General features: G+C 60.3%; 17 protein-coding genes. 9 read left to right on the plus strand and 8 right to left on the minus strand.

The genetic code is table 11. From position 1 onward, the window contains the following. Positions 1 to 87: 87 nt before the first annotated feature. From GGD46_RS09880 to GGD46_RS09895, 4 genes are read left to right on the plus strand one after another with little or no spacing between them, the layout of a single operon-like run. Entirely contained in the window at positions 88 to 1,101 is a 1,014-nt protein-coding gene (locus tag GGD46_RS09880; protein ID WP_184703570.1) for an ABC transporter permease, read from the plus strand. Continuing rightward, positions 1,098 to 1,979 (plus strand): ABC transporter permease, encoded by an 882-nt coding sequence (locus GGD46_RS09885; protein ID WP_184703571.1) that lies wholly within the window; start codon positions 1,098 to 1,100, stop codon positions 1,977 to 1,979. Before GGD46_RS09880 ends, GGD46_RS09885 begins: the two co-directional genes overlap by 4 nt. Continuing rightward, a complete protein-coding gene (locus GGD46_RS09890; protein ID WP_184703572.1) occupies positions 1,976 to 3,766 on the plus strand; it encodes an ABC transporter ATP-binding protein in 1,791 nt (596 codons plus the stop codon). The genes GGD46_RS09885 and GGD46_RS09890 overlap by 4 nt, the downstream gene beginning before the upstream one ends. A gap of 46 nt (positions 3,767 to 3,812) precedes the next feature. Further along, positions 3,813 to 4,259, plus strand: coding sequence for a hypothetical protein (locus GGD46_RS09895; protein WP_184703573.1), 447 nt, complete (start codon positions 3,813 to 3,815; stop codon positions 4,257 to 4,259). A gap of 174 nt (positions 4,260 to 4,433) precedes the next feature. On the opposite strand, the gene GGD46_RS09900 is transcribed toward GGD46_RS09895, so the two are convergent. Together GGD46_RS09900 and GGD46_RS09905 are read right to left on the minus strand one after the other, a co-directional pair. Further along, on the minus strand, positions 4,434 to 5,153 hold the full coding sequence (locus GGD46_RS09900) for an ROK family protein (protein ID WP_184703574.1): 720 nt from the start codon (positions 5,151 to 5,153) through the stop codon (positions 4,434 to 4,436). A 39-nt stretch (positions 5,154 to 5,192) separates the two neighbouring features. Beyond that, positions 5,193 to 7,616, minus strand: a complete 2,424-nt coding sequence (locus GGD46_RS09905; protein ID WP_184703575.1) for a glucan 1,4-alpha-glucosidase — start codon at positions 7,614 to 7,616, stop codon at positions 5,193 to 5,195. Positions 7,617 to 7,880: 264 nt separating this feature from the next. On the opposite strand from GGD46_RS09905, the gene GGD46_RS09910 reads away from it, so the two are divergent. After that, positions 7,881 to 8,831, plus strand: a complete 951-nt coding sequence (locus tag GGD46_RS09910; protein WP_184703576.1) for an alpha/beta hydrolase — start codon at positions 7,881 to 7,883, stop codon at positions 8,829 to 8,831. A 118-nt stretch (positions 8,832 to 8,949) separates the two neighbouring features. Beyond that, entirely contained in the window at positions 8,950 to 9,114 is a 165-nt protein-coding gene (locus GGD46_RS09915) for a fumarylacetoacetate hydrolase family protein (protein WP_409527671.1), read from the plus strand. 111 nt (positions 9,115 to 9,225) lie between these two features. Here the strand turns inward: GGD46_RS09915 and GGD46_RS09920 are convergent, their stop codons facing one another. The 3 genes from GGD46_RS09920 to GGD46_RS09930 are packed head-to-tail and all read right to left on the minus strand — an operon-like array spanning position 9,226 to position 12,895. Continuing rightward, entirely contained in the window at positions 9,226 to 10,665 is a 1,440-nt protein-coding gene (locus GGD46_RS09920; protein ID WP_184703577.1) for a cytochrome c, read from the minus strand. Between the two features lie 14 nt (positions 10,666 to 10,679). Continuing rightward, positions 10,680 to 12,326 (minus strand): GMC family oxidoreductase, encoded by a 1,647-nt coding sequence (locus GGD46_RS09925; protein WP_184703578.1) that lies wholly within the window; start codon positions 12,324 to 12,326, stop codon positions 10,680 to 10,682. A 2-nt stretch (positions 12,327 to 12,328) separates the two neighbouring features. Beyond that, on the minus strand, positions 12,329 to 12,895 hold the full coding sequence (locus GGD46_RS09930; protein ID WP_184703579.1) for a sugar dehydrogenase complex small subunit: 567 nt from the start codon (positions 12,893 to 12,895) through the stop codon (positions 12,329 to 12,331). A 201-nt stretch (positions 12,896 to 13,096) separates the two neighbouring features. Between GGD46_RS09930 and GGD46_RS09935 the strand changes: the two genes are divergently transcribed. Both GGD46_RS09935 and GGD46_RS09940 read left to right on the plus strand, forming a co-directional pair. Beyond that, entirely contained in the window at positions 13,097 to 14,146 is a 1,050-nt protein-coding gene (locus tag GGD46_RS09935) for a LacI family DNA-binding transcriptional regulator (RefSeq protein ID WP_184703580.1), read from the plus strand. Between the two features lie 187 nt (positions 14,147 to 14,333). Continuing rightward, positions 14,334 to 15,290, plus strand: coding sequence for a GlxA family transcriptional regulator (locus GGD46_RS09940; protein ID WP_184703581.1), 957 nt, complete (start codon positions 14,334 to 14,336; stop codon positions 15,288 to 15,290). 55 nt (positions 15,291 to 15,345) lie between these two features. Here GGD46_RS09940 and GGD46_RS09945 read toward each other — a convergent pair whose 3' ends face one another. Continuing rightward, positions 15,346 to 15,996 (minus strand): HD domain-containing protein, encoded by a 651-nt coding sequence (locus GGD46_RS09945; protein ID WP_184703582.1) that lies wholly within the window; start codon positions 15,994 to 15,996, stop codon positions 15,346 to 15,348. A 233-nt stretch (positions 15,997 to 16,229) separates the two neighbouring features. Further along, positions 16,230 to 17,573 carry an amidase family protein gene (locus GGD46_RS09950; protein ID WP_184703583.1) on the minus strand — a complete coding sequence of 448 codons (1,344 nt, stop codon included), beginning with the start codon at positions 17,571 to 17,573 and terminating at the stop codon, positions 16,230 to 16,232. A 605-nt stretch (positions 17,574 to 18,178) separates the two neighbouring features. On the opposite strand from GGD46_RS09950, the gene GGD46_RS09955 reads away from it, so the two are divergent. Further along, complete coding sequence (locus GGD46_RS09955; RefSeq protein ID WP_184703584.1) at positions 18,179 to 18,673, plus strand: invasion associated locus B family protein; 495 nt, start codon at positions 18,179 to 18,181, stop codon at positions 18,671 to 18,673. A 215-nt stretch (positions 18,674 to 18,888) separates the two neighbouring features. On the opposite strand, the gene GGD46_RS09960 is transcribed toward GGD46_RS09955, so the two are convergent. Beyond that, a complete protein-coding gene (locus tag GGD46_RS09960) occupies positions 18,889 to 19,983 on the minus strand; it encodes an amino acid ABC transporter permease (RefSeq protein WP_184703585.1) in 1,095 nt (364 codons plus the stop codon). Position 19,984 lies beyond the last annotated feature (1 nt).

The following is a 19,984-nucleotide window of genomic DNA, read 5'->3' on the forward strand; positions in this document are numbered from 1 at the left end:
AACTGAACAAGAAAATAGGGCGCTTTCCGCGATCCGAAGGAAAGCGGAAGCGCCCTAGCAGGCCGCATAGCAGGAAGAAGTATTTCCATGACTGCCGATAGCCAGAACCATAATGACCCTATTGTGATCGGGTGGCTTTCCAGGCTACAGCCTTTGTTCGCAATGCTGTTGCAGGGCATCCTTACCCTACTTGCCGTATCACTCCTGATCTTTCTCGCTGCGAGAGCGTTGCCCGGTGATGTCGCCAATATGATCCTCGGCCAGAGCGCGACGCCGGAACAGCTCGTTTCACTTCGCTCGGATCTAGGTCTCGATCAGCCGCTGTGGTGGCAATATCTGTCGTGGCTCGGCGGTATCCTGCGCGGAGACTGGGGTGTCTCGCTTGCAAATGGACAGCCGGTCGCCGATATCCTCGCGCTTGCGGTACGCAATTCCGCAGCCCTGAGCGGCGTTGCGCTTGCGGTGATGTTGCCGCTATCTGTGCTGCTCGGGGTGCTGGCCGCGCAGTTTCGCGACGGCTTCATGGACAAGCTTTTTCTCGGCATGTCGATGATTGCCAATGCTGTTCCGGATTTCGTCACCGGGACTGTGCTGGTGGCGCTCTTTGCGACAACTGTGCTGCATGTCCTGCCGGCGGTCTCCTTCATTCCGCCTGGCGGCTCGCCCTTCTCCTATCCAATTGCGCTGGTGCTGCCGGCATCGACAGTCATCATCCCCGGCGTCATGTATCTCTCAAGGCTGGTCCGCGTCGCCGTGATCGATGTGATGGCGACCGAATACATTCAGACGGCGATTCTGAAGGGACTGTCTCCGAGCCGAATCCTCTTTCGCCATGCCTTGCCGAATGCCGTGGCTCCGATCATTCCGGCAGCAAGCATGGTGGCGGCGTTTACCGTCGGCGGCGTGGTCGTGGTCGAATACCTGTTTGCCTATCCCGGTGTCGGAAGCGCTTTGGTCGATGCCGTCACCAACCGCGATCTGCCCGTCATTCAGGCGAATGTCCTCGTGATCGCATCGGCCTATTTTATCCTCAATCTCGTCGCCGATACACTCGCCCGCAGAAATGGCGCACCGGACCGGCAAAGGAGGCTCAGCGCATGAGTATCGATGTGGACCTAAATGCTGCGACACCGCGTCGATCTCGCCCTCGTCCGGCTGGTTGGCGGCGTCTCTGGACATCGGCACAGGTGCGATGGGGCGTCACGCTGCTGGTTGCCATGACGGTGTTGATCGCAATCGGCCCGCTTCTGGCGCCGTACGATCCGGCGGCACCTGTCGGCAAACCCTATGCCATGCCGTCTGCTATGGCCTTTTTGGGCACGGACAATCTCGGGCGTGACGTTTTCTCCCGCGTGCTTTCGGGGGGCACCTATCTGGCCTGGATGGCGCCGATTTCGGCGTTACTGAGTGTTGCGGTCGGTGCCGCCATCGCACTTGTCACAGCCTATTACGGCGGTTGGACGGACCTTCTGCTGATGCGCTCCCTGGATGTCCTGCTCGCATTCCCGGGCGTTCTGCTGACGCTTCTCTGCGTTTCGGTATTCGGGCCTGAGCCGGCTCTGCTGGTTGGGCTGGTGACACTGAGCTTGATGCCAGGCGTGGCACGAGTCATCCGCGGTGCTGCCCTACCGCTTCTCAATCAGGAATATGTGCTGTGGGCGAAGGCCGTAGGCAAACCCGCACACAATATCATCCTGCGGGAGCTCTTACCCAATGTGTCCTCGCCCTTGCTCGTCGAGCTTGGGTTGAGGCTCAGCTGGTCAGTCGGGATTCTCTCGTCGATGAGCTTCATCGGCTACGGCATTCAGCCGCCGGCTGCCGATTGGGGGCTGATGGTCAACGAAAACGGCGGAGGCCTCGGCACCCAACCCTTCGCAGCACTCGCTCCCATCGCGATGATCGTTCTCTACACCATTGGCGGCGCTCTCGTTGCCGAAGGCGCCGCTCGCGTGGTCGCCCGAACTGAAGGCAAAGCATGATGCCGGTACTGAATGTTTCTGGATTGACCGTAGAGCGCAGCGACGGCGCGTCGATCATCGAAGATGTTTCGCTTGCCCTTGAAGTCGGCGAGGTGATGGGTGTCGTCGGCGAATCCGGCTCTGGAAAGTCGACTTTGGCGCTGGCGCTTCTCGGCCATGCGCGCCATGGCGTCCGTATCGGAGCGGGTTCGGTGCGCATAGCGGATACGGAAATGCTGGAGCTGGATAAGGCCGCGCTACGCACGGCGCGCAGTGGCCTCGTCGCCTATGTCGCCCAGGATCCGGGTGCGGCGCTCAATCCGATGCTAAAGCTCGGCACGCTGCTGACGGAGGGTTTGAGCGGCACCAGCGCGGAGAAGACCGAACGGGCGCGGGAAATATTGCGCAAGGTCGGCTTACCCGGCGACGACAAGTTCCTTGAGCGGCGACCTCGCCAATTGTCGGGCGGCCAGCAGCAGCGCATTGCAATCGCAATGGCGGTGATTGCCAGACCCAAGCTCATCATCCTAGACGAACCCACAACGGGCCTCGACGTCCTGACGCGGAGCAAGGTGCTGGAGCTGATCCGGCAGCTTTGTGTCTCCGACAATCTGACGGCGATCTACGTCAGCCACGATCTTGCCGTCATTGCCAATGTGGCCGATCACGTGACAGTCATGTATGGCGGCCAGGTCGTCGAACAGGGACGGATGCGAGATGTTCTGGCGACCCCACGCCACCCCTATACTCGCGCACTGCTCGATGCCGTTCCCTCAGTCCAGTTGCGGCAGGCGCTGCGCCCGATCCGAGGGCGCGTGCCGGCCGTCGGCGAAGGGCCGAGCGGCTGCATTTTCTCGGACAGGTGCGATCATGCGATCGAGGAATGCCGGGTTCGGCCTGGGCTGAAATTGGCGGGCGGTAGTCTCGTGCGCTGTTGGCGCCCCGAACTGGCGCACTGCCTCACCGGACTTTCAAGAGGTTCCGACCACCTGGAGAAGGCAACGGTTGTTAAAGCTCCGCCTATGCTGACGGCGACGGGACTTAATGCCTTCTACGGTAGTTGGCAGGTGTTGCATGACGTCGATCTTCGCGTGGAGCCGGGTCGCTGTCTCGCCGTGGTCGGCGAGTCCGGAAGCGGCAAGACGACCCTGTCGCGCTGCCTGATCGGGTTGCACGACAATGCAACCGGGCAATTGAGCCTCGACGGCGCATCCTTGCCTATAACGGTGGGCAAGCGTGACCAGAATGCCCGGCGGCAGCTGCAATATATCTTTCAGAACCCGAATGCCTCTCTGAACCCCCGCCGCACGATCGGCGGGAGCCTGGAAGCGGCGATTTTCGACGATGTCGACAGGCGGAGCGGCAGGGCCAAGGCCATCATCGCCGAGGCGCTCGACCGCGTGGGCATCTCCGTCGACCTCGCATCGCGTTTCCCGTCCGAACTGTCCGGGGGCCAGCGGCAGCGCGTTGCGATTGCCCGTGCCCTCGTCGCCAAACCAGCCGTGCTCTTATGCGATGAGGTGACCTCCTCGCTCGACGTTTCGGTACAGGCGTCCGTCATCGAATTGCTCCGCAGTCTGCTCGACGATGGTCTCGGCATGCTGTTCGTCACGCACGACCTGGCCGTGGTTCGCAACATTGCCGACGAGGTCGTCGTTCTGGCCGGCGGCCGGGTGGTCGAGCGTGGCGCGACGAGCGCCGTGCTGCAGGCGCCGCAACATCCCTACACACGCTCTCTGCTCGCAAACACCTTGCAGCTGCCGACCGATGCCGGCTGCCCGAGCATGAAGCCCGCTGCGGCAAGATAGGCCGCGATCAGTTCACACACTGTCCATCCAACAAGAGGAGAAAACGATGGCAAGTCACTTTGACGGACTATTGAACGAAACGATGCCGCTGCTGGAAGTCGATTTCACGGCCGAAGGGGCGCTGGCCGATCTGCAGGATCCGCCGAATACAGGCGGCTTCGAACTCGTCGGCAGCCTCGTGCAACCGAAGTCTCCGATCCATATGACGCATATCTGGATTACTGAAACCGAACAGCCGATCCATTGGGTCTCGGAACACGTCCATGACTATGATGAGGTTCTGATCTGGACCGGCAGCGACCCGAACAATCCGCGCGATCTGGGCGCCGAAATCTATATCGACATCGAGGGGGAGCGGCGCACGATCACCGCCTCCGGCTCGATCTTCATTCCGGCCGGCGTCAAGCATTGCCCGCTCGGCATCAATCGCGTCTGGCGGCCGTTTACCTTCCATGCCCTGTCGCTGGCCTCGACCTACAAGGCGAAAGTTTGATCGGCATCAAGCATAAGCTTCCGTCGGTGGTGCTTCTGCCGACGGGGCCTTCCGCATTGACCTAGAGCCGGATGATTTTAGGTCGAGTCGACCTAAAATTTGAATCCGCTCTAGAATCAAAGAGGTAGAGCATGATGTCGTCCGAAAACCGCTTACACTTTTCGGCATCATGCTCTAGAACCGTAGGTCTTCATCCTTCCAGAGACGGAAGCCGCCGAGAAACGCATTCTCGTTGTCGCCGGCGCGGCAGCCATCGGGCAACTCATCCAACTTGTCGACATTGCCGCCACCGATGACGATCTCATGCGGCAGTAGCGCCGCCTGCAATTTGGCCACCACTTTCTCGACCGACTTGCGCCATTTCTTCTTGCCGTATTTTTCCAGGCCGCGCTCGCCGACATAATCCTCGAACGTGCCATCCTTCTTGTAGGGCAGATGCGCAAGCTCCATGGGCAGACAGACGTAATGGACGATCATGGTCGAGCCCAAACCGGTGCCGAGCCCCAGAAACAGCATGTTGCCGCCTTTATAGCTGCCGATTGCCTGCATGACCGCATCGTTGACGAGCCTGACGGGCTTGCCGAAGGCGGCGGAAAAGTCGAAGTCTTTCCAGCCAGGCCCGAGATTGTGCGGCTCGATTGCCGGCCTGTTATTTGCGACCGGGCCGGGATATCCCATGCCGATAACGTCAAACTGCCAGTCGGCTGTAAGCTGCTTGACGGCCTCGACCATCTTTTGCGCCGACATCTCCATGCCGGAGGGAGCCGTACGGCGCTCGCTACCAGAACTTAGCCGAACCTTGACGTGAGAGCCGCCAAGATCGATTGCCAATACGACAAGATCCTTGGCTGCGGCTGATGGCGCTTGCTTGGCAGACTTAGGTTTTACGCTCACGATGCGCTTCCCTCCGGGTACGTTTATTGCGATTGAGGTTTACTTGGCCTTGTCGGAAATGGTCACCGAAAAATCCGCTCCCTCCCAATGGTCGGTATCGGGCCAGTAGAAGGTGAACACGATGGGTGTGCCGATGGGCAGCCGCTCTGTCGCAAGCTCGACCACATCGATACCGAAGCCGTTTTGCCGGGTCGCGATATCGTTTTCACTCGCCCAGCCATCTGAGCTCCAGCGAATGATTGCTTTCGCCATCACTTCGATCCTAAGGCGCTTGCCTGCCGGGACCTGCGACATCTTGTTGTTGAAGCGCCAGAGCACGAAGGGCGCGGTCGTCTTGTTCCTGACGTAACGTTCGACGCCCTGCGGCGGCATATCGAAGACGGCATTGTCCTTCAGCGAACGCAGTAGCTTGATATGCTCGGCATGAGCCCATACGAGCGGCATGGCGCTGCCAGACGGTTCACCGAAGACGAGGCCCCGCTCAGGCATATCGGGCTTATCCCAGACCTGCTCGGGCAATAGCCCGCCCGGTCCGGCCGATCCCTCAAGCGCTCCGAGCAAGGCGATGGCGGCTTTTGGCCTGCCGGCGGCAAGTTCATAATGGGCACGCTCGCCGGCCAGCAATGGCCAAGGGCGACCGATACCGGTACCGTCAAAGGCGCTGCCATCCTCGTGTTCCCCATAGCCGTCGCCCGTATAGCGATACCAGAGCGGGCCTTGCGGCAGATCGCATTTGAGTTGCGCGTCGATCACCTTGACCGTGTCGACAATGCGCGGATCGTTGGCGGCGCGTAGGCCGAACCGGACGAGCGCCAGGGCATCAGGGCTGACGACACGGGCAGTCGGCAGATAGGACTCCGCAGGCGGGCGGTTCTTGATCGGCACGAAGCCATCGGCGGGCGAGGCGCCTTCGGCAATGTCCGGGGGCGCGATGCGGACATAGTAGCCCTTGACCCCGAGATTCGCAGTGGTGCTGTCCGCATCGACATAGGTCCAGCGCTCAACCTGATCGTTCCAGGCGTCCGCCGTCTGCCTGAGGTAATCGGCATTGTGATCGTGCCCGGCAATTTCCAGAATGTCGGCGGCGGCGAGCAGCGCGGCGATTTCGACCGCGAGGGTGAAGGGGGAAAAGCCGCCGTCTTCCTCCCAGCGGTCTTCGCCAGTCACCGGGCCGTTGACGACCACGTAGCGAGCCGCTTTCTCGACCATCGAGACATAGGAGAGCAGAGCGTCGCCGGTCAGCGCGCCCTCGCGGCGCAGCGCGTCTGCAAGCAGGATCGGAAAGGCGCACTCATCCATCTGTATGCCGGTCCAGTAGGGCTCGCCGTCGAGCCAGGCATTCTGCGGCCAATGTCCATCAGCCTCCTGGATCGCGCGCAGATAGGCGAGGATGCGGATTGCGTCCTGCGGAGCGCCTGCTGCAAGAAAGCCTCCGGCCGTCTCGACCAGATCGCGCGGCCAGACCAGATGATAGCCGCCAAGATCCTCGTCGCCCTTGGCGAAACCCCAGGGAATGGAGAGCGAGGCGACGGCAGGTCCTTCGAACGACAACGGCCGGTGCGTTGCAAGCACGGCGGTCGATATCCGGTAGCGATTGAGTTCGGGCGGCGGCGCTCTCGGCTCGTCCAGTGCCAGCAGCGTGCTCTGCCATTTCCGCCAGTCGGCAATATAGGAGCGTTCGGCATCCTTGTAGCCGGCTTGCAAGCTGGCGAGTGCGTTGTAGCCTGCTTCCTCGGCGCGGTTTCCGAAGCCGAGTGACAGAAGGACCGTGTCGCTGCCGGCAGCAAGGTCGATTTCGCCTGTCAGCGCCACATTGCCGTTGGCGGCATGGGCAATACGGGGATCCAGCTGGCCAGTTTCCTGAAGCTGGCGCCATCCGTCGGAAATGCCGACATAGCCGGACGACGCGGTTCGCCATCCGCCGCTCACGGCAAGCGCCAGCGAGATTCCGCCTCTGCCCTTCGCAAAGAGCATCGGCGTGCCCTTGTAGTCTCCCACCCAGCCGGTATTCCCGGCACCGGCATTGATGAGATGCGGGGCGGCCAGCACATAAAGCCGGTAGTCGTGAACCGATCCGTGCAAGGCTTCGAACGATATCTGCTGCAGCAGGCTGTTGCGCACGGGATCGACGATAATGCGTTTGATGATGCGGTAGCGCCCGTCGAGGGCCGTATTGACGAGGCGATAGGCGGGGACGCCGTCCTCGATCGTCGTGACCACGCTTTCAGTATCGCGTTTTTCCTCGGAGAAGTAGCCGTCAGGACCGGTCACGATCAGGCCGATGTCGCGCGTACACGCGCAATCGACCCGCGGAAAATAAACCTCGTTGAGAATGCCGTGGCTCAGTGTGAACCAGATGCGGCACGCCGGCGAGAGAGCCGTTCCGACACCGCTTTTTGCGCTGGATGTCCAACGAGGAGCGATACCCCCCGCACTAGAGGCCGAGATATCGTCCTGTATCATTCGTTTATCTCCGTTGCCGTTGCAATCTGCTCCGACAAAACGGCTTCGGCAAGTGCTGCGTGTGAAGATGTTGTCGCAGATCTGACGGCCTTCCGTCTGATCACGGATCATGCTTGGCGGTAGCAAAATCGCCAAATTGACATATTAATGAGCATGTTAAATAGTTGATCTGGGTAGGAGACTGATCGGCGAGCGAGTTTGACGCTCGATCGCATGAATCATGCCTCAAAACGCTCCGTCGGTTCCAGCTAAGAGGCTTTTCAGATGCAATCAAAGCACCTCGTCGACCCCCAACTTCTGCCCTTGCTCGATGTGTTGGTGGAGCAGGACTTCTCGATCGAAATGCTTCCCGGGCTGAGACGGCTGTTCGACGAGCAAATGGCGGCAATGCCGAAGGCTGAGGTATCGGGCGTGCTGGCCCATGAATTCATGGTCTCTGCTGCCGACGGGTATTCCATCCGCGTTCTGGCCTACCGGCCGGAGCAGTCGCCGGCGCGTCTGCCGGGGATCGTGCATATTCACGGTGGCGGCTTCGTCGTCGGTAATCCGAATATGGACGATGCGGACAATCGTGCGCTCTGTCGCGATCTCGGCTGCGCCATCTTTTCCATCGACTATCGGCTAGCGCCGGAACATGCCCATCCGATTCCGATCGAAGACTGTTACGCAGCGCTCCTCCATATCTACGAACATGCAGACGAACTTGGCGTTCTCCCGAACAGGATCGGCGTCAAGGGAGAGAGTGCAGGCGGAGGGCTTGCCGCCGCCCTGGCGTTGCTGGCTCGGGATCGCAAGCAGGTTCCGCTCGCCTTTCAGCATCTCGCCTATCCGATGCTCGATGATTGCACTTGCGTTGCCGCCAATCCGCATCCCTATACCGGCGAGTTTGTCTGGACGGCGAAGATGAACCGCTTTGGGTGGACGTCTCTTCTCGGGCATGCCCCCGGGACAGATGAGGTTTCACCTTACGCATCGCCTGCACGCGCCGACGACCTGGCGGGACTGCCACCCTGCTTCATGATGACCGGGACGCTGGATCTTTTCCTTGAGGAAGATCTGGAATATGCGCGGCGCCTCATCCGGGCCGGTGTGCCGACGGAATTGCATGTCTACCCCGGCGCATTTCACGCCTTCGATTTTCAGAGGGATGCCGATGTAACGGTGCAATACCGCGCCGACAGCCTGGCTGCTCTTCGTCGATTTCTAGAAGCTTAATCGAGCCACGGCACTCTGCTGCGCTGGTGGCGGGATCGGTTCATAGTTTGCGCGCCGTTGATGTCTATGTAGAAAGTATTGACTTACCTAAGATGGGCCTTCCCGGCTGCGACTATCCGTGGTCTTGCGGCGCAACAAGCTCTGCCATCACCGTGCGATCGAAACTCCGGCGGGTGTCGGCTTCAAACGCAAGCCGCCGATCTTCATGAAGGCTGGAGACCAGATTGCGGTCGAGATCGAGAAGATCGGCTGGCTCGAAAATCATGTTGTCGCCGAGAGCTGATTTCGGCAGCCGACGTCAGGCAATTTAGCAGGTGAGTGGTCCGTCCCGAACCATGCGCCGCGGGCTTGCGCGAATGCGGAGATGCGCCAGGCATGGCTGGCGCATCTCGTTTTACGTTGTGCTGGCGGCATCCTTCCGCCTGGCTGTCCGTGACATTGCAATGACCGCGATGATGAGGATGACGATCAGGCCAGCTGCGACCATTACCGGCACGATATAGGGCTGCACCGTCGCGAGGAACGGCATCGGACCACCCTTTCGCGCAGTCGCGACATCGTCCGGAGTAACCTTTGCGTCTGGATTGCCGAAGCGGGTCAGCACGTAGTTGGCGATGTCTGCGACCTGTCCGTCAGTCAGAGGCGTGACATAGGATTGGTTGCCGAAGCCCGGCATAAGGACTTCCTGGCCGCCTACCTCGCGCTCCACTCCGTAGAGGATCGTCGCCACCAGATTGGCTGGATTGCGCGCGCCCGTCGCCGTATTGCGGAATAGTGAGGGATAAGCCTGGTTGGTGCTGCCGGCACCATCGGGCTGATGACAGCTTGCGCAATAGCCGCTGTAAAGTTCGGCGCCGGTTTTCAGGCTCTCATGCGCATTGGGTGGAAAAAGGCCTCGGATCGATGGTTCGTCGGATGCCCGCGCGCCAAAATCGTGCGCGGCTTTCTTGTCCATGGGATCGCGGACCGGCGGCGTCGATTTCAGGTAGGCGGCAAGCGCCTTCAGGTCGTTCTCGGGCAGACGCTGCAGGCTGTTCTGGACGGCTTCCGCCATTCCGCCGGCTGCCTGCGCCTTGCTGTCCAGATGGCCGGTGCGGAAATATTGCACCAGATCAGTCTCGCTCCAGGCACCAATGCCGCTGATCGGATCGGAGGTGATGTTCGGCGCATACCAGGGGCCGACGAAGCCGCCTGTCAGGGCGGCATCTGCGCCTTGCCCCATCAGCAGATTGCGCGGCGCGTGGCAGGATGCGCAGTGGCCGAGCGCACCGGCCAGATAGGCACCCCTGTTGATCTCGTCGCTCTTGGAGGTATCCGGCACGAAGGGGCTGCGATCGGCGAAGAGAAGATTCCACGCCGCCATCGAGAAGCGAATGTTAAAGGGGAAGGGCAGTTGAGTCGCGTTCTCCGGTGCTTCCTCAACCGGTTGAACGCCATGCATGAAATAAGCATAGAGTGCCTGCATGTCCTGGTCGCTTATCGCGCCATAGGCATCGTAGGGCATGGCGGGATAGAGGTGAGCGCCGTCTTTCCGGATGCCCTTTCGCACCGCTCTTTCGAAATCCTCCTCCGAATAGTCACCTATTCCGAACGCCTTCGAAGGAGTGATGTTGGACGAATAGATCGTGCCGAGCGGAGAGACGATGCCATAGCCGCCGGCAAAGGATTTCCCGGTTCTCGGCGCGGTGTGGCAGGCCATGCAATCGGCCGCAGTCGCAATTGCCTTGCCTTTGTCGACTAGGGCAGTGAGATCCTCGGCGGCAGCCGCTGCAGAGGCAGAGCCGAACGTAAGGCTCAAAAGCGCCAAGCCGGCGAGACGGGGGATCGTTCTCATCGTCATCACCTCCCTCATGCGCCGAGGGCTTTTGAAATATCGTCCGCGGCCTTGATGCCCAGCGCGGCCATGGTCAGTGTCGAATTGACGACGCTGGCGGATGGGATCGCGGCTCCGCCTGGGATCCAGAGATTGGCGTGATCGTGGGTGCGGCAATTGCCGTCGACGACCGAATCCTTGGGGGCGCTTCCCATAATGCATCCGCCCATGATGTGATTGTTGGCGTTGAGTGCTGTCGTGATCTGCAGATCCGCCGCATTGAACAGCGCGGCGATTTCCTTGAGCTGCACGACGGCGGCGTCGTAACCTTTGCGGACATAATCGCCGACGTCGTAGTAAACGTCGGGGCAAGGAATTCCGTGCGGATCCATGCGCGTCTTGCTGAGCGTCACGCGGTTCTTGGCGTCAGGAAGCGGCTCGAGGCTGATCGACATGTCGACGCCATGAATGGTCCTCTTGCGGATTTCCGCGTCCAGTTCCGCGCCGACAAGCCCCTGTTTGAGTGCAGCCGATGTGGCCGAAGTAACCTGCGTGATGTTGTTGAGGATCATCTTGTTAGCGGAATAGTCCGAGCGAAAGGCGCCGTCGCGCGGGCCGACAAGACAGCTCGATTGCGCCGGCCCGCGGCCGATCCACAGGGGTTCCGATGCCTGGAAGAAGCAGTGGAAGCCCGAGTGATCCATCATATTGCGGCCGACCTGATCCGAGGAGTTGGCAATACCGGCCGGGTTGCGATCGTTGGCGGCCGCCAGAAGCAGGCGCGGCGATTCCATCGAGTTGCAGGCAATAACGAAGGTCGTGGCCGTCGCTTTGTGCGACCTGTGGTCGGCGTCGTACCAATAGACGGCAGTGATGCGATTGTTCTCATCGGTATCCATTTTGTAGACGACCGATTCGGCAAGAACGATCGCGCCCTTCGCTTCGGCAGACTGGACCGTGTGGATGCCGTTATACATTGCCCCGATCGGACAGATCGGCTGACAGTTGTTGTTGCCGCAGCATGTGGGACGTCCGTTCCAGGGACGGGTGCTGCGGGCTTGCGGAATCGGCACGGATCGATAGCCATGTGCATTGACGATCTCAGCGAAACGCTTGTCGCCATAGCTCCACGGCACCATGTCCATCGGGTAGGGCCGCGACCGCTCGGAAGGAGACTGAAGCGCCGGGTCGTTCGGGCCGGCAACGCCCATCGCGTCTTCGGCCCGACAGTAATAGGGTTCGAGCTCGTCATAGGAAATCGGCCAATCGCGGCCGACCCCATATGTGGAGCGCATCTTCAGATCGACGGGCAAGTGCCGCCAGCTGGACGCCGCCCAATGCCATGTCGTTCCGCCAACAGTTTTCAGATAGCCTTGTTTGAAGCCTTTTCCGTCGGGACCAGAGAGCGCAACATAGTTGTTTTCGGGCCAATAGAGCGGCGCGGGCGCCATGTTCGATTGCGGATATAACCCCTGGAAATCCGACCCCGACCGGTTGGCGAAGGGCATATTGCGCCAATTCTCCACCGCTTGGGCGCGCTCGATGCGCAGGCCGGCATCGAGAACGAGGACCGACTTGCCCTTGGCGGCAAGTTCATCTGCGACGAGGGCGCCGACGACACCCGACCCGACGACGACGACATCGGCAACCGCATCGCCATTGTTGAAAACGGGAGATTTCATGATCAGAGCACCCTTGGAGAATTGACAGGCATGCGAGTGACCTCCGGCGGCAGGCCGATCCACCACATAGGGCCATTGTTGCAATAGGTGGGGACCGTCAGCCCATCAGCGACGGGGCGGTACATCAGTGCGTCCTTGTAAGCCACCACGACGGGACCGTGTGCCGTCTCGACAGTGCCGGTATACCAGGTCGAGACGATTTTCATGGCAATGGCATCCAGGCCAGCTGCCGCGGCCGCCATCTTCAGCGAAGTGCCGGTCACATTGGCTTTTGCCAGCACGGCAAGCTTGATCGCCTTGTCCGCGAAGCCGGAATCGTCGGCATTCAGGATCTGGAAGATGCGCTTAGAGGTTATTGGAGAGAGGTCGCGCTTGTCGGTCAGTACGCTCGACGCGATATAGAAGGCGGCTTCTGCCGCGGAGGGTGTGTCGGCGAATGCCTTTGGCACGTTGAGGCCTGCAAGCAGAAGCGTTGTACCGGCCAGCAAGCTACGACGGGTGATTGCCGGCGCTTTCGCGTTCGAGCGCGCCGCGGTTGCGGCATCTTGGGGCGTCTTTGGCGTGTTCATGATCCAATATCCTGAAAGCTGCCGGCGGGAGGGCACCGGACGGGTGACGACGGACACACCTCGCTCTTCGTACTTGGATCGATCTAAGTCAACAAAAATCTGGCATGATGGAAGGAGTGGACCAAGCGATGCGGGAGGACTAATCATAGCGCCCGCAATAAGCCGCGTTCATAGCGGCGCGGGGGAGGAGATGGCGCATTGATGGTGAATGGCAAGGGTCGAAAGGGTGCCACGCGGCTCATCGACGTGGCGAGAGAAGCGGGCGTGTCGCGCGCCACGGCTTCGCTCGTCATGCGTGACAGCCCGCTCGTGGCACAGGAGACGCGCTTCAAGGTTCTGGCAGCGACGGAACGGCTCGGCTACGTGCGCAACATGACGGCGGCACGGTTGAGGTCGCGTAGCGGCGGGATCGTCGGCGTCATCGTCCCCAATCTGCGCAACCCGTTCTTCGCGGAGCTGTTCGCCGGTATTGAAGAGGCGCTCGAAACGCATGGCCTGGCGGTCCTGATCGGCAACAGTCGCGACGATCGGGAGCGGCAGGCGGATCTCATGCGGCGCATGTGCGAGCACGGCGTGGACGGGATCATTTTCTGCCCTGCTGTCGGGACCGCGGAAGATTGGCGAGCCATGCCGTCGCTGCGTCGCCTCCCCTGCGTGCAGGTGCTGAGACATGTGGTGGAAACGGTTGATTATGTCGGCGTCGATTACCGTGGTGGAATGTGGGCGGCAGTCGAAGCGCTGGCGGGGCTCGGTCATCGCCATATCGCGTTTGCTATCCAGGAGGCGGAGCATTCCGCCCTTGTCGAGCGGCTGGAGGGATATAACGCGGCGATAGAGGCGTTTGGCCCTGGCGCTCCTTGCATCGTCAAGATCCCGGAGACCTTCGAGGATATGGGGAGCCGGGTTGCCGCACTGCTGAGCGCCACGCCCGCGCCGACTGCGACCATATGTTTCAACGATGTGGTAGCGTTTCATCTGGCTGCGGCGTTTCACGATCGCGGGCTGCGACCGGGGTATGACCATGCATTGATAGGCTTCGACGATGTGCAGGCGATCGAGGTTCTACGCCCGCGCATGGCTTCCGTCGCTACGCATCCCGGCGAGGTCGGCAGAGCGGCAGCGCGGCGGATGCTCTTTCGCGTCGAGCAGCCGGATGCGCCGGCCGAACGGATTGTTCTGCCAACAGAGCTTGTATTGCGCCCATCTGCTGCAGCGCCTTCAGAGGCAAGCAGCCACACCATATCCTCATAGGGTGCAACGGCGAGGTGGGTCGATCCTTGAAGGCTGCCGCAGGAGTTCTTTCGCTGTTTTAGCCTGTGATGAATAGCCTACCGCCATCGGAAGTTTTTGACCGGGCAGCGGCGGTTTCCTAATATCCGCGATCACTCGCTCCGCTCCTACCCAACTCTTCCGGCGGCGGCAGGCGCATGGAGTGTCGATGCCCTCGGTTGCAATTCTGGTTTTCCCCAAAGTCCAGGCACTTGATGTCTCAGGTCCAATGGACGTGTTTGACGAAGCGAATGCGTTCGTCGCCGCCGAGCGTCGTTATGATGTGACCTTGATTGGCCCCCGCGGGTTTTTCCATGCGTCCAACGGCATGCCCATGGCCGCTCACGAGCACTATGAGCGTGCGACCCGGAAATTCGATCTGGTTCTCGTGGCCGGCGGCCCGTCGCTTCCGAGCGAGGCGCCCGATTTGGTCGTCCTGTCCTGCATAAAGCGGCTGACCGCTCTTGCCACCCGCTACGGCTCGATCTGCACAGGTGCGTTCATCCTCGGTCACGCAGGGCTTCTGAACGGCCGACGGGTCACCACTCACTGGCAGAATGCCGATGCCTTGGCGCAGCAATTTCCCCTCGCCGAGGTCGATCGCGACCGGATCCACGTTCGAGATGGCGCCCTGTTGACGTCGGCGGGTGTTACAGCCGGCATCGATCTGGCATTGGCCATCGTCAATGAGGATCACGGCAGCGCCGTCGCTCTGGCTGTCGCTAAGCGGCTTGTCGTCGTGGCTCAGCGGCAAGGCGGCCAATCGCAGTTCAGCCCTTACATAGCCGCACCTTCGGACGATGGTTCTCCGCTTGCCGTCATCTACAGATTCGTCATGGCCAATTTGAACGGGAAGCTGTCGGTCGGCGATCTGGCGGAACATGTGGGCATGAGCCGACGCAATTTCGCGCGCTTCTTTTTGCAGGAGGCGAAGACAACGCCCGGGGAGTTCGTGGAGCAGGCAAGGGTGGACGCGGCAAGGAACTTGCTGGAAGGAAGCCCGCTTGCCTTGAAGGAGATTGCCTTTCAATGCGGTTTCGGCACCCCGCATCGGATGCGGCAGGTCTTTGCAAAAAGGCTTGGAGTGACGCCGGGCCAGTATAGAGCGAGCTTCAGAAGCCCGTGATAGAAGTGGCGACCGAAGGGCATTACCTTCGATCGCCATCGGCGACGAACAGTCCTCAGCTATCCCATTTCGAGCCCATGATCAGTTCTGCGAAGTCGACCCGCTTGTAGGTGGGATCCATGCGGGCGAGGACATCTGCCTTGACATTGCCGAACGTCGTCTCCGGCTTCTTGATCGTGCCGTAGCAGAACGCCGACAGGATACCGTGTTTGAACTTGAGGCCGCGCGGATGGCAATTGCAGATTTCGTGACGCTGTTCGCTCGTGAAGTCGTCGTAGGCAAGGCCAAGGACATCCATCTCGACGCCTGCAGTAACAAGGGCAACTGTCGGTCTCTTATGCTGGGGAATGCCTGGTGTTGTGTGGAGCGCGATGGAATCCCAGACATCATCCAAATCGCGTTCCGAGACATCGTAAGATTTGAGGAAGGTGCGTGCGGCATTCGCACCATCCACCTCGAAGCGTTCGGTTTCGCTGGCATAGGAATCCATGAGGCCCATGTCGTGGAACATCGCCCCGACATAGAGAAGTTCTGGATCGTATTTCAGGCCCTTGCGCTCGCCGGTCAGCGCTCCGAACAGGAAGACGCGGCGCGAGTGGTGATAGAGCAGGTCGGTCTCGGTGTCCCGGACCAATCCGGTCGCGGCTTTTGCCATTGGACTGTCCGGGATCTTGATACCTGCGATGACTTCGGAAGTAGGGGACATTTGCAGCTCCAGTCGAGTGGGTTGTGGGCGAACGGACCGCTCTCGTCACCGAAACCAGTGTTTGCCGATCCGTCGGAACCGGCTTGATACTCGCGGAAGAGGCCTTGGCGTTCAAACGGGTAGAGGGTTTGAATGGTGCCAACAAGGGTACGAAAGCGGCCAGCATTCATGGCAGGCGCTTGAGAGAGCGGAAGCTTCCGCCATTCCGTCCGGATTGTTCCAGATGGTGAAAACTATTGGGCGAGCAGGGCCTCGACCTTACAGGCAATCGCGAGCAATGCGCGGTCGCCATGGCGGCTGCCTTCGATCATTAGGGCGACGGGAAGGCCATCCCGATCCAGTCCTGCGGGAATCGAAATAGAAGGTGCTCCCGTCAGGGTCGCCAGCACCGCATGGCTCGTCACCGTATGGAAGGTCGAAACCAAACCGGCATCCGTTTGCATGCGTTCATCCTCGCCTATCAGAGGCGGTTGCACCGGAACGGTCGGCATGATGAGCGCATCGAGTTGCTGGCTGCGGAGGAGTTGCTCATATGTATCTCGCAGCGAGGCCAATCCGCCGTTGTGGGCATAGAGAAAGGCCTCCCTGGTTTCGGCGGCAAACGACGGAAGCCGCTCGAAAATCATGCGGACATCGGGACTGGCGATAGTGGAGGTGAATTCCGCCAGCGTTTTGCCGAGCCGGTTCACACAAAAGGCCGTCCAGAATTCGAATGCCTCGTTGAACACCACAGGCCCACCGATGCGCGCATCGATATCCTCAAATTCAGAAGCGGAAATCGGAACGAGATCTATTTCTCCCGAGAGGGCAAGTCTGCCGAGTGCGCTAGCTATGGCATGGTCGACACTCTGCGACAAGCCGCGTTTATCCCAGAGAACACCGAGGCGCAAAGGCCGCTCCGGCAGCGCCGGGAGGGCATGCTCGCCTGTTATGATTCCGTCGATTTCGGCCAGATCGGCACAGTTTACCGTCATTGGGCCGATCGTGTCGCGGGTTGGCGACAGCATGAGGGCTCCTCCCTCCCTGTACCGTCCCGTCGATGGCCGAAAGCCGACGATCGAGCAGAAGGCAGCCGGAATACGCGACGACCCTCCCGTGTCGGAGCCTAGGGCAAAGGGCACGACGCCGCGAGCGACCGCGGCGCCGCTGCCGCCGGAGGAACCGCCTGCGCTGCGGTTCGGGTCGAATGGGTTGCGGACGGCGCCGAATGCAGGGTTGTTCGATGTAATGCCGAACGCAAGCTCGTGCATGTTCAGCTTGACCGGAACATAGCCGCCAGCCGATCGAAGGGCGGCAACCGCCGGCGCATTGGCGTTTGCGAGATTTTCGGCGAGACCTGGGCATGCGCCGGTGGTCATATAGCCCGCCACGTCGATGTTATCCTTCACTCCGAAGGCGATACCGTGAAGAGGCCCGCTTTCGGCCGTGGGAAGAGCTTTGGCGTTCGTTTGAATGACAGCGTTGTCATGATTATCCGCGGCGCGCGCCAAAACGATTTCACGCAGGGCGTCAAGACCATGTTCTGCGACGATGAAACGAGCATCGCGAAGAGACATGGGAGAATAAACAACACTCATACAGCGAACCTCCCCGTTCAAAGCATGCTGTGGTTATAGATGGGCCGGTCGATTTATCAACGTGACCCGAGGTCAATGTTACGAAAATGATGGTCCCCTTGGCCGAGGCCGGTAGCGCAAAGGCCGGGCTTCAGTCGCCTTCGGCCAGGTGAACACGCACGCTCCAGCCCTCCAGCAGTGGAAATCTCACTGTGTCAAAAATGGACGGCGACAGCGAAGGGGAAACTTCATAGCGTCGAGACTGATTGGTTTGAGCCGGTTGCGTGACTGTTGAGCCTGTGACCGAAAAAACGCGGCCACGGGCCAATTGGGGGAGACGATCGGTCCGGCGTGGCGGCGCTGGCCGATCTGTCGGTGTTGAGATCGAAATAGACGGCTGAGGGGATGCGAAAGGCGCTTAGAGAAATATCGAGATCATGTACGCAGCGCGCGGCAGCGCTGACGGGCGAGAAGGGCAATTCCAACAAAGAGATCGAGTTGCCGTGAGCGCCCGGATGCCTTCGCCAATTGCCATGCGGTCGCTCAGACGCGAGACCCGCATTTCTGCGATTTATCCACTGCCTGTTCTGCATCGCCACTGCGTCAGGCTCAACGAAAGAATGACAATGACTGACCAAATGACCCCTGACAGAACGACCCGTCTACCGGGCGGAGCCGACGCGTTGCGCGAGGTTCATGGCGATTGGCTCGTTCTCGGCGCGATCCAGGCGAACGAGACGTCGACGCAGAAGTCCTGCGTGATCGTGCAGGAGCAGATCCACAACGACACGCGCCAGCGGTTGCTGTTGATCGAATTGCGCCCGGATGCGGGAAAGGTGACGGGAACCTTGGTGCTGCCGTTCGGACTTTTGTTTCAGAAGGGGGTTGTCCTGCAGGTGGACGAGGGCAGCCGAGCGCCTGCCATTCCCTTCCGCACGGCGCTGCCGGCTGGCTGCTTCATCGATCTCGAAATCGATGCGCTGCGTCTTTCGTTGCTGAAAACAGGCAAGACGATGCAGATCCACGCCATTGCCGCCGACACTGGGCAGATCGTCACCTTCCCGGTTTCCCTGAATGGCTTTGCGAGCGCGCTTGCCCGCGCGGAAATGATCGTTCGATAAGATTGTTTCTGCGAGAGAACCTCATTGTTACCAATGCAGTACGCACAAAATGCGCTGCGAGGTCAAATAGCGTCACCAGCGCGTTTCCGCGCTTCAAAAAGGCGGAAGCACTTTAGACGATAGCGGAGCCCATCCTGTTGATAGGCTCCGCCAAAATCTGGGCTGGAACGTAGGCCGGATAGTCGCTCGTTGCGGCTTTGAGCCTGCGGCTATCTTTAATCGTGCGTTGTCTTGAAATAGCGTTCCAGAAAGCGGCTGTAGCTGCCCATCAACGCGCTGAAGGTAAAGTAGACGGCTGCAGCGAAGAGATAGCCTTCCAGTACAGCGATGCCTTGCCATGCAGGATCTCGCATCGCCGACCGGACCGTATCGAGAAAGTCGAGAAGACCGACGATGGTCACGAGCGTGGTGTCCTGGAAAAAGCCGATGAAGAGGCTGACCAGCGGAGGGATGACCTTCTTCATGGCTTGCGGCAGTACGATCTTGTACATGACAAGCCAATAATGGAGGCCAAGGGCCGATCCGGCTTCGCTCTGGCCTCTTGGAATATCCTGAAGACCCCCGCGAACGATCTCGGCGATATAGGCGGCGGCAAAGATGATGATGGCAACCTGCGCTCGGAGCAGCTTGTCGATCGTGACGCCCTCCGGCATGAACAGAGGCAGCATCACCGTCGCCATGAAGAGAATGCTGATCAGCGGAACGCCGCGCACGATCTCGATGAAGCCGACCGCAAGAATTCTGATGACGGGCAACTCGGATATGCGTGACAACGCCAGAAGGATGCCCAGCGGCAGGGCGCAAGCAAGTCCGACAAAAGAGAGCAGGAACGAGAGCGGCAAACCTCCCCACTGGCTCGTCGGCACGGGTGGCAGACCGAAAGCGCCGCCAGCCATCAGAATATACAGCGTCGGCATCAGTACCAGGCACCATGCGCCGAGCAACGCTCTGCCCCACAGCCAAGGCAGCATTGACACCAAGGCGCCGGCCATAAATAAAATCAGTGCCAAAAGCGGGCGCCTCTGTTCCTCATAAGGATAGAATCCGAAGAGCATGTAGCGCAGTTTCGTGGCGAGAAACGGCCAGCATGCCCCGGAACCGCTCTTGCAATCGGCAGGAGTGCCCGCAAATATCGCATTGACCAGCAGCCAGTCGATTGCCAGCCTTCCCAGCATCAGCAAGGCGCCTGCGCAGACAAGCGTGATCACGGTGTTGCCAGGCGTTCCGAACCAGGTCCGCATCCATTGCGTCTGCCTTTTGGGCGGCAGTTGCGGGGTAAACTCGGTCAGTCGAAGGTCGACATCAGCCATT

It is taken from the genome of Martinezella lusitana (assembly GCF_014207095.1).
Classification (GTDB): Bacteria; Pseudomonadota; Alphaproteobacteria; order Rhizobiales; family Rhizobiaceae; genus Rhizobium; species Rhizobium lusitanum_B.